8 protein-coding genes are annotated in these 9,875 nt (G+C 71.8%); 5 read left to right on the top strand and 3 right to left on the bottom strand.

All coding sequences use genetic code 11. The features are described from left to right. Positions 1 to 2: 2 nt before the first annotated feature. The 3 genes from ACGFXC_RS32900 to ACGFXC_RS32910 form a co-directional block, all read right to left on the bottom strand. Positions 3 to 887, bottom strand: a complete 885-nt coding sequence (locus tag ACGFXC_RS32900; protein ID WP_393718552.1) for a phosphatase PAP2 family protein — start codon at positions 885 to 887, stop codon at positions 3 to 5. A gap of 106 nt (positions 888 to 993) precedes the next feature. Continuing rightward, the gene (locus tag ACGFXC_RS32905; protein ID WP_393718553.1) at positions 994 to 2,025 is read right to left on the bottom strand and encodes a LacI family DNA-binding transcriptional regulator; all 1,032 of its coding nucleotides are present in this window, start codon (positions 2,023 to 2,025) and stop codon (positions 994 to 996) included. Positions 2,026 to 2,051: 26 nt separating this feature from the next. Further along, positions 2,052 to 3,674 carry a glycoside hydrolase family 13 protein gene (locus ACGFXC_RS32910; protein ID WP_393718554.1) on the bottom strand — a complete coding sequence of 541 codons (1,623 nt, stop codon included), beginning with the start codon at positions 3,672 to 3,674 and terminating at the stop codon, positions 2,052 to 2,054. A 222-nt stretch (positions 3,675 to 3,896) separates the two neighbouring features. Between ACGFXC_RS32910 and ACGFXC_RS32915 the strand changes: the two genes are divergently transcribed. The 5 genes from ACGFXC_RS32915 to ACGFXC_RS32935 are packed head-to-tail and all read left to right on the top strand — an operon-like array spanning position 3,897 to position 9,736. Next, the gene (locus ACGFXC_RS32915; RefSeq protein ID WP_393718555.1) at positions 3,897 to 5,171 is read left to right on the top strand and encodes an extracellular solute-binding protein; all 1,275 of its coding nucleotides are present in this window, start codon (positions 3,897 to 3,899) and stop codon (positions 5,169 to 5,171) included. Between the two features lie 8 nt (positions 5,172 to 5,179). Beyond that, complete coding sequence (locus ACGFXC_RS32920; protein ID WP_393718556.1) at positions 5,180 to 6,220, top strand: carbohydrate ABC transporter permease; 1,041 nt, start codon at positions 5,180 to 5,182, stop codon at positions 6,218 to 6,220. After that, positions 6,217 to 7,071 (top strand): sugar ABC transporter permease, encoded by an 855-nt coding sequence (locus tag ACGFXC_RS32925; protein ID WP_393718557.1) that lies wholly within the window; start codon positions 6,217 to 6,219, stop codon positions 7,069 to 7,071. The genes ACGFXC_RS32920 and ACGFXC_RS32925 overlap by 4 nt, the downstream gene beginning before the upstream one ends. 53 nt (positions 7,072 to 7,124) lie before the next feature. Further along, a complete protein-coding gene (locus ACGFXC_RS32930; RefSeq protein ID WP_393718558.1) occupies positions 7,125 to 8,729 on the top strand; it encodes a glycoside hydrolase family 13 protein in 1,605 nt (534 codons plus the stop codon). After that, entirely contained in the window at positions 8,717 to 9,736 is a 1,020-nt protein-coding gene (locus ACGFXC_RS32935) for a LacI family DNA-binding transcriptional regulator (protein WP_393718559.1), read from the top strand. The genes ACGFXC_RS32930 and ACGFXC_RS32935 overlap by 13 nt, the downstream gene beginning before the upstream one ends. Positions 9,737 to 9,875: the final 139 nt, after the last annotated feature.

A 9,875-nucleotide genomic window follows, 5' to 3' on the forward strand; every position in this document is an offset into this window, starting at 1 on the left:
AGCTACCGCCGGAAACGGTTCAGCAGGGCCGCCGCGGGATGCGGCTCGGTGTCCACCGGCCGGCGCGGCAGCCGGTGCGGCAGCGAGCCGTACCACAGGCGCGAGACGGCGTACCCGAAGGCCAGGCACATCATGCCGCCCACCGCGTCCAGCCAGAAGTGGTTCGCGGTGGAGACGATGACGACGAGGGTCGCCGCCGGGTAGAGCAGGCCCAGGATCCGCGCCCACGGCGCCGACGCCACCGCGAAGATCGTCAGCCCGCACCAGAGCGACCACCCTATGTGCATGGACGGCATCGCGGCGTACTGGTTCGACATGTGCTTGAGGTTGCCCGAGGCCATCGAACCCCAGGTGTGGTGGACCAGCACGGTGTCGACGAACCCGCCGCCGTTCATCAGCCGGGGCGGCGCGAGCGGGTAGAAGTAGTAGCCGACCAGGGCCACGCCCGTGGTGGCGAAGAGGACCAGCCGGGTCGCCGCGTAACGCCCCGGATGGAACCGGTAGATCCACACCAGCACGCCGATCGTCACGACGAAGTGCAGCGTGGCGTAGTAGTAGTTCATCCCCACGATCAGCCACGTCACCGAGTTCACGGCGTGGTTGACGGAGTGCTCCACCGCGATGCCCAGCGCGCGCTCGACGCTCCAGATCCAGTCGGCGTTCGCGAGGGCGGCCGCCTTCTGCTCCGGGACCGCGTTGCGGATCAGCGAGTACGTCCAGTAGCTGACCGCGATCAGCAGGACCTCGAACCAGATGCGCGGCCGGCGCGGCAGCCGCAGCCGGGTGAGGAGGGTGCGCCGGGACTCCGGACGGGCCTCGCCCTCGGTCACGGGGGGTGACGAGAGGTCCGTCCGGGTTTCCAGTGTCTTCACGCTCGATTCACCCATGGGGAGAGAGTCTGCCAGATGCGTTCTCGCCTCCGATCATCCCTCGGGACGGTCTTCGGCGCCCGCCCTCCGCCCTGCGGACTACGCGCGGTCCCGGGGGAGCGGGCTACGCGCCGCGGCGCTGCCCCGGGCCGGAGGCGGTGGACCCGCGGACCACCAGCTCCGGGAGGAAGACGAACTCGCTGTGCGGGGCCGGCGTACCGCCGATCTCCTCCAGCAGCGTGCGCACCGCCGCCTGCCCCATGGCCTGCACGGGCTGGCGGATGGTGGTGAGCGGCGGATCGGTGAACGCTATGAGCGGGGAGTCGTCGAAGCCGACCACCGACACGTCCCGGGGGACCGCGAGGCCCTGCTGGCGGGCGGCCCGGATCGCGCCGAGGGCCATCATGTCGCTCGCGCACACGACGGCCGTGCAGCCCCGGGCGATGAGCGCGGCCGCGGCGGCCTGCCCGCCCTCCAGCGTGTACAGGGAGTGCTGGATCAGCTCCTCGGTCCCGGCCTCGTCGAGCCCGAGCCGTTCCTTCATCCCGAGCCGGAAGCCCTCGATCTTGCGCAGCACCGGCACGAACCGCTTGGGCCCGACGGCGAGGCCGATGCGGGTGTGCCCCAGCGCCGTCAGGTGGGTGACGGCGAGCTGCATGGCGGCCCGGTCGTCGGGGGAGACGAAGGGGGCGCGCACCTTGTCGGAGAAGCCGTTGATGAGGACGTACGGGACGCCCTGGCCGCGCAGTTGGTCGTAGCGGCCCATGTCGGCGGTGGTGTCGGCGTGCAGCCCGGAGACGAAGATGATCCCGGAGACCCCGCGGTCGACCAGCATCTCCGTCAGCTCGTCCTCGGTGGACCCGCCGGGCGTCTGCGTGGCCAGTACGGGGGTGTACCCCTGCCGGGTCAGCGCCTGCCCGATGACCTGCGCGAGCGCCGGGAAGATGGGGTTGTCCAGTTCGGGGGTTATCAGTCCGACGAGCCCCGCGCTGCGCTGGCGCAGCCGCACGGGCCGCTCGTAGCCGAGCACGTCGAGCGCGGCCAGCACGGATTCACGGGTGCCCGCGGCCACACCGGGCTTGCCGTTGAGCACGCGGCTGACTGTGGCTTCGCTGACCCCCGCCTGGGCTGCGATGTCGGCTAGCCGTGCGGTCACGGGATTGGACTGTACCGGTCCCCGGCTCACAAAGCCCACCACGTGCACGAATCCGCGGGCAGCAGCACGGTGCGGCCGTCCGTCTCCACGGGGGAGCTGGAAAGGACCGGACGGCCGGGCGCGGGCATGTCGAGGGCGGTGGGCCGGGTGTTGACGGTGCAGGCGAAGTGGGGCCGGGTGAACAGGAGCGTGCCCTCGGGGGAGGGGAGCCAGGTCATCGGGCCCGCGTCCGGGGAGCCGAGGCCGGGCAGGGCGCGGCGCAGCTCCAGCGCGGCCCGGTACAGCTCCAGCGTGGAGTGCGGGTCGCCGGTCTGCGCGGCCACGCTCAGGGGGGCCCAGTCGGCCGGCTGCGGCAGCCAGCTGCCGCCCGGCCCGAACCCGTACGGGGGCCGGTCGCCGGTCCAGGGCAGCGGGATCCGGCAGCCGTCGCGAAGCCCCTCCTGGCCGGTGGTGCGGTGGAAGGCGGGGTCCTGGCGGACCTCGTCCGGCAGGTCGGTGACCTCGGGCAGCCCGAGTTCCTCGCCCTGGTAGACGTACGCGGACCCGGGCAGGGCCAGCATCAGCAGCGCCGCCGCCCGCGCCCGGGCCAGCCCCCGGGCGCCGCCGCCGTAGCGGGTGACGTGCCGCACCACGTCGTGGTTGGACAGCACCCAGGTGGTGGGGGCCCCGACGGAGGCGGTGGCGGCGAGGGACTCGTCGATGACGGTGCGCATCGCGGCCGGGTCCCACGGGCAGTTCAGGAAGCGGAAGTTGAAGGCCTGGTGGAGTTCGTCGGGCCGGACGTACAGCGCGAGCCGCTCCGAGGTGGGCGCCCAGGCCTCGGCGACGCCGATGCGCCCACCCCCGTAGGAATCGAGGAGGCGGCGCCAGGAGCGGTGGATGGCGTGGACGCCGTCCTGGTCGAAGAAGGGGAGCGGCTCGGTGCCGATCAGGGTGGCCTGCGCGCCCCGGCCGATGTCGGGCAGGCCGGGGGCCTTGACCATGCCGTGGGCGACGTCGACGCGGAAGCCGTCCACGCCCAGGTCCAGCCAGAACCGCAGGACGGAGGAGAACTCCTCCGCCACCTCGGGGTGGTCCCAGTCCAGGTCGGGCTGTTCGGGGGCGAACAGGTGCAGGTACCAGGAGCCGTCCGGGACGCGCGTCCAGGCCGGGCCCCCGAAGACGGACTCCCAGTCGTTGGGCGGCTGGGCGCCGGCCGCGCCCCGGCCGGGGCGGAAGAGGTAGCGCGCACGGGCGCCCGGCTCGTCGGCGAGGGCCGCGCGGAACCAGGGGTGCCGCTCGGAGGTGTGGTTGGGGACCACGTCGACGATGACCCGCAGGTTCAGCTCGTGCGCGGCCCGGACGAGGTCGTCGGCGTCGGCGAGGTCTCCGAAGAGGGGGTCGACGGCCCGGTAGTCGGCGACGTCGTAGCCGCCGTCCGCCTGCGGGGAGACGTAGAAGGGGGTCAGCCACACGGCGTCCACGCCGAGGCGGGCCAGGTGGGGGAGGCGCTCGCGCACCCCGCGCAGGTCTCCGACGCCGTCGCCGTCGCTGTCGGCGAAGGAGCGCACGTACACCTGGTAGATGACGGCATCGCGCCACCAGCCGCCGCTCGCGGTGGAGTTGCTGGAAGAGCTTGCAAGCGGGTCGGCCGTCAACTCGTGGGTCATATCGGGGTCAACGCGAGCACACGCCCCCTGGTTGCGGGCCCGGGGCATCGAAGGGGACTCGAACTGACGGCAAACCGCGGCAACCGTACGGACACACGGATGTAACGATCAGCTCCGCTTGCAGAAAATTGCCGCAAGGTCTTTCGGTCGGCTTTCAGGCTTGTTACGTTCCTGGCAACTCGGGACCGCGAGGGCGCGTCCGGGATCATCGAAGGAGTTCATATGCGGCGTGGCATAGCGGCCACCGCGCTGGTCGCGACCCTGGCGCTCGCGGCGACGGCCTGCGGCGGTGACACCAAGGGCGACGACGGGAACACCCAGGCCGGCGGCGAGCTCTCCGGCACGGTCACCTGGTGGGACACCTCGAACGACGCCGAGAAGGCGAGCTTCCAGAAGATCGCCGAGGCCTTCACGGCGAAGCACCCGAAGGTCAGCGTCAAGTACGTCAACGTGCCGTACGGCGACGCCCAGAACAAGGTCAAGAACGCCTTCAGCAGCGGCTCCGAGGCCCCGGACGTCATCCGCGCCGACGTCGGCTGGGTCGCCGACTTCGCCTCGCTCGGCTACCTCGACGAGGTCCCGGCCGACACCGCGAAGAAGGTCGACGCGGAGTTCCTGCCGCAGGCCGCCGCCAGCGGCAAGTACGAGGGCAAGACCTACGCCGTCCCGCAGGTCATCGACACCCTCGGCCTCTTCTACAACAAGAAGATGCTGGCCGACGCCGGAGTCCAGCCCCCCAAGACCCTGGAGGAGCTGAAGACCGCCGCCGCCGCCATCAAGGCGAAGACCGGCAAGACCGGCCTCTACCTGCGCGGCGACGACTCGTACTGGTTCCTCCCCTTCATCTACGGCGAGGGCGGCGACCTGGTCGACGCCAAGACCAAGACGGTCACCGTCGACAACGCCGCCGGGGTCAAGGCCTTCAAGGCCGCCCGCGACCTGGTCACCTCCGGCGCGGCGGTCACCAACGCCACCGACGGCTGGACCAACATGCAGACCGCCTTCAAGTCCGGGGAGGCCGCCATGATGATCAACGGCCCCTGGGCCGTGGCCGACAGCTACGCGGGCGACCAGTTCAAGGACAAGGCCAACCTCGGCGTCGCCCCGGTCCCGGCCGGCTCCGCCAAGGCCGGCGCCCCGCAGGGCGGCCACGACCTCGCCGTCTACGCCGGCTCCAAGAACACCGCCGCCGCGCACGCCTTCGTCGAGTACATGACCTCGCAGGAGGTCCAGGTGCAGTCCGCCAAGGAGCTCAGCCTGCTCCCCACGCGCACGGCCGCCTACGAGCAGCCCGACGTCAAGGCCAGCGAGATGGTCCAGTTCTTCAAGCCGGCCGTCGACAAGGCCGTCGAGCGCGCCTGGATCCCGGAGAACGGCTCCCTCTTCGAGCCGCTGAAGGTCGAGTACACCAAGGCCGTCACCGGAGCGTCGAGCCCCGAGGACGCGGCCAAGGCGGCGGGCACCGAGTTCCGCAAGATCCTCAAGGGCTGGAAGTAACGACGACGATGGCTGCCGACACCAGCCGGTCGGTGGCGAAGGCCGCGGGCGCGGACGCCGGGGAGACCTCCGGCGCCGCCCGCGGCCCCAGCCGCCCGACCGCCACCGCACCTCCCCGGGCGGGCCGCGGCCTCGCCCGGGCCCTCGCCACGCACTGGTACGCCTGGACGATGATCGCCCCGGTCGTCCTCGTCCTCGGCGTGATCATCGGGTGGCCGCTCGTCCGGGGCGTCTACCTGTCGCTCACCGACGCCAACGAGCGCAACGTCTCGCGCACCATCGGCGTCCGCCACATCGAGGCGACGTACGCGTTCGTCGGGCTGGACAACTACACCGCCGTGCTCGGCGACCCGGTCTTCTGGCAGCGGCTGGTGTGGACCGTGGTGTGGACCGTCGCCTGCGTCTCGATCACCTTCGCCCTCGGCCTCGGCCTGGCCACCATGCTCAACCGGCGGTTCCGGGGCCGCGCCGCCTACCGGATGGCGCTCATCCTGCCCTGGGCCGTCCCCGGCTTCGTCTCCGTCTTCGCCTGGCGGTTTCTCTTCAACCGCGACAACGGCATCCTCAACAAGGTCCTCGACGGCGGCGGCATCTCCGCCGTGCCCTGGCTCGACGACCCCACCTGGGCCAAGTTCTCCGTCATCGCCGTCAACGTCTGGCTCGGCATCCCCTTCATGATGGTCGCCCTGCTCGGCGGACTGCAGTCCATCCCCGGCGAGCTCTACGAGGCCGCCGAGATGGACGGGGCCGGCCCCTGGCAGCGCTTCCGGCACATCACGCTGCCCGGACTGCGCGCCGTCAGCATGACGGTGGTCCTGCTCTCCACCATCTGGACCTTCAACATGTTCCCGGTGATCTTCCTGCTGACGCGGGGCGGCCCCGGCGACTCCACCGAGATCCTGGTGACCCAGGCCTTCCGCGAGGCCTTCATCGCGAGCCCCCGCGACTTCGCCGGCTCCGCGACCTGGGGCGTCCTCATCCTCGCCCTGCTCATGATCTTCGCGCTGGTCTACCGGCGCTCGCTGCGCAAGCAGGGAGAGGTGTGGTGACCGTGACCACCAAGCCCGTCCGCGCCCGCGGCCACCGCTCCCCGCTCGCCTCGGCCGCACTGCACGTCACGCTGCTGGCCGCCTCCGTCATCGCCGTCTTCCCGGTGCTGTGGATCCTGCTGACCTCCCTCAAGCCCGCGAAGTACGCCATCACCACGGACTTCGTGAAGGAACCCAACCTCGGGAACTACCGCTACCTGCTGGAGGACAGCCACTTCCTCAGCTGGTTCGCCAACTCCGTCCTCGTCGCCGGCGTCACCACCGTCCTCGGCGTGTTCATCGCCGCCACCACCGGATACGCCGTCAGCCGCTTCAAGTTCCCCGGCATGAAGCCGCTCATGTGGACCCTGCTCATCACGCAGATGTTCCCGATGGCCATCCTCATCGTCCCGCTCTACAACCTGATGGGCGACCTCGGACTGCTCAACCAGCCCCTCGGCCTGATCATCACGTACCTCACCATCGCCGTGCCGTTCTGCGCCTGGATGATGAAGGGCTTCTTCGACACGATCCCGATCGAGATCGACGAATCCGGCCGCGTCGACGGACTCAACCCCTTCGGCACCTTCTGGCGGCTCATCCTCCCGCTCGCCAAGCCCGGCCTCGCCGTCACCGGCTTCTACGCCTTCATCACCGCCTGGGGCGAAGTCGCCTACGCCTCCGCCTTCATGGTCGGCGACGAGAACCTCACCCTGGCCGGCGGCCTCCAGACCTTCGTCACCCAGTACACCTCCAACTGGGGTGCCATGAGCGCGGCTTCCGTGCTCATCGCGATCCCGGCGGCGGTCTTCTTCCTCTTCGCCCAGCGGCACCTCGTCGCCGGTATGACGGCGGGCGCGACCAAGGGCTGACCACCCGCGCCCGCCCCCTTCCGCTCGACCGGCCCGATCTCTTCAAGGACGACATGACCCAGCACCTCGCCGAAACGCTCTCCACCCCCACCGGCACCCAGCCCGGCTGGTGGAGAGAAGCGGTGATCTACCAGGTCTATCCGCGCAGCTTCGCCGACTCCGACGGGGACGGCATGGGGGACCTCGAAGGCATCCGCAGCCGCCTGCCCTACCTCAAGGAGCTCGGCGTCGACGCCGTCTGGCTGAGCCCCTTCTACGCCTCCCCGCAGGCCGACGGCGGCTACGACGTCGCCGACTACCGGGCCATCGACCCCATGTTCGGCACCCTGCACGACGCCGACGCCGTGATCCGCGAAGCCCACGCGCTGGACCTGCGCATCATCGTCGACCTCGTCCCCAACCACTGCTCCGACCAGCACGAATGGTTCAAGCAGGCACTCCGCGAAGGCCCCGGCAGCCCGCTGCGCGAACGCTTCCACTTCCGGCCCGGCCGGGGCGCGGACGGCGAACTGCCGCCCAACGACTGGGAGTCCCTCTTCGGCGGACCCTCCTGGACCCGCGTCGCCGACGGCGAGTGGTACCTCCACCTCTTCGCCCCCGAACAGCCCGACTTCAACTGGGACCACCCCGCCGTCCAGGACGAGTTCCGCTCCGTCCTGCGCTTCTGGCTGGACCTGGGCGTGGACGGCTTCCGCATCGACGTCGCCCACGGCCTCGTCAAGGCCCCGGGCCTGCCCGACCTCGGCCGCAGCGAACAGCTCAAGCTCCTCGGCAACCAGGTCCTGCCCTTCTTCGACCAGGACGGCGTCCACGCGATCTACCGCTCCTGGCGCACCGTCCTCGACGAGTACGCCGGAGACCGCATCGGCGTCGCCGAAGCCTGGACCCCCAGCGCCGAGCGCACCGCGCTCTACCTGCGCCCCGACGAGCTCCACCAGGCCTTCAACTTCCACTACCTGGGCACCGGCTGGGACGCCGAAGCGCTGCGCGGCGCCATCGACGAGTCCCTCGACGCGATGCGGCCCGTCGGCGCGACCAGCACCTGGGTGCTGTCCAACCACGACGTGGTGCGGCACGTCACCCGCTACGGCGGCGGCGCCCGGGGGCTGGCCCGGGCGCGGGCGGCGGCGCTGCTGATGCTGGCCCTGCCCGGGTCCGCGTACGTCTACCAGGGCGAGGAACTCGGACTGCCCGAGGTCACCGACCTGCCGGACGAGGTCCGCCAGGACCCCGCCTTCCACCGCGCCACCGGCCAGGACGGACTGCGCGACGGCTGCCGCGTACCGATCCCGTGGTCCGGTACCGAGGCTCCGTACGGCTTCGGCGCGGGCGGCAGCTGGCTGCCGCAGCCCGAGGGCTGGGCGGCGCTGAGCGTGGCCGCGCAGACGGGAGAGCCCGGATCCACGCTGGAGCTGTACCGCACCGCCCTGCGGATCCGGCGCGAGCGGGCCGAGCTGGGCGCGGGCGACGCGGTGCAGTGGCTGCCCGCGCCGGCCGGGGTGCTGGCCTTCCGCCGGGGCGGCTTCGTCTGCACGGTCAACACGACGGGGGAGCCCGTACGGCTGCCCGCGCCGGGGACCGTACTGCTGGCCAGCGGGCCCCTGGCCGGGGACCCCGACCTGCTCCCGGCCGACACGGCGGTGTGGTGGCAGGGGTGACCTCCCCCCTCAGGCTGACGGACATCGCCGCGCAGGCCGCGGTCAGCGAGGCGACCGTCAGCCGCGTGCTCAACGGCAAGGCGGGCGTGGCGGCCGGGACCCGGCACAAGGTGCTGGCCGCCATGGACCTGCTGGGCTACGAGCGGCCGGTCCGGCTCAAACGGCGCAGCAACGGGCTGGTCGGGCTGCTCATCCCGGAGCTCACCAACCCGATCTTCCCGGCGTTCGCCCAGGTCATCGAGCAGGCCCTCGCCGGGCACGGCTACACGCCGGTGCTGTGCACGCAGACCCCGGGCGGCGCCACCGAGGACGAACTGGTCGAGCAGCTGGAGGAGCGGGGGGTCACGGGGATCGTCTTCCTGTCGGGGCTGCACGCGGACGCCTCGGCCGACCCGGCCCGCTACCAGCGGCTGGCGGCGCGGGGAGTGCCGTTCGTGCTGATCAACGGGTTCAACGAGGGGATCAGCGCGCCCTTCGTGTCCCCGGACGACCGGGCGGCCGCGGAGATGGCCGTACGGCACCTGGAGGAGCTGGGCCACCGCCGGATCGGCCTGGCGATCGGGCCCACGCGCTACGTCCCGTCGGCGCGCAAGGAGCAGGGCTTCCTCGCGGCCCGGCCCGGGGCCGCCGCCGAAGGGCTGGTGCAGCGCACGCTGTTCACCGTCGAGGGCGGCCACGCGGCGGGCGGCGCCCTGCTGGACCGGGGCTGCACGGGGGTGGTCTGCGCGAGCGACATGATGGCGCTCGGCGTCGTCCGCGCGGCCCGCGAACGGGGGCTGCGGGTCCCGGAGGACGTCTCGGTGGTCGGCTTCGACGACTCCCCGCTCATCGCCTTCACCGACCCGCCCCTGACCACCGTCCGCCAGCCGGTACGCGCGATGGCCACGGCGGCGGTGGGCGCCCTCCTGGAGGCGGTCGCGGGCACCCCGGTCCAGCGCACGGAGTACGTCTTCCAGCCGGAACTGGTGGTACGCGGCTCAACGAGCCAGGCGCCAGAGGGGGGCTGAGGGGGGGGCGGGGTCGGGGGAGGGCGGGGTCCACGGGAGCGGTGTCAGGGAGGGTTTGGTGGTCTCCCGTCAGTCTCATCGTCCTTCCGCGTCGGGCCGGCCCGTCAAGGGCGCTCCTTCGTCGCGTCGCTTCGCGATG

Source organism: Streptomyces sp. NPDC048507 (genome assembly GCF_043199995.1).
GTDB lineage: Bacteria > Actinomycetota > Actinomycetes > Streptomycetales > Streptomycetaceae > Streptomyces.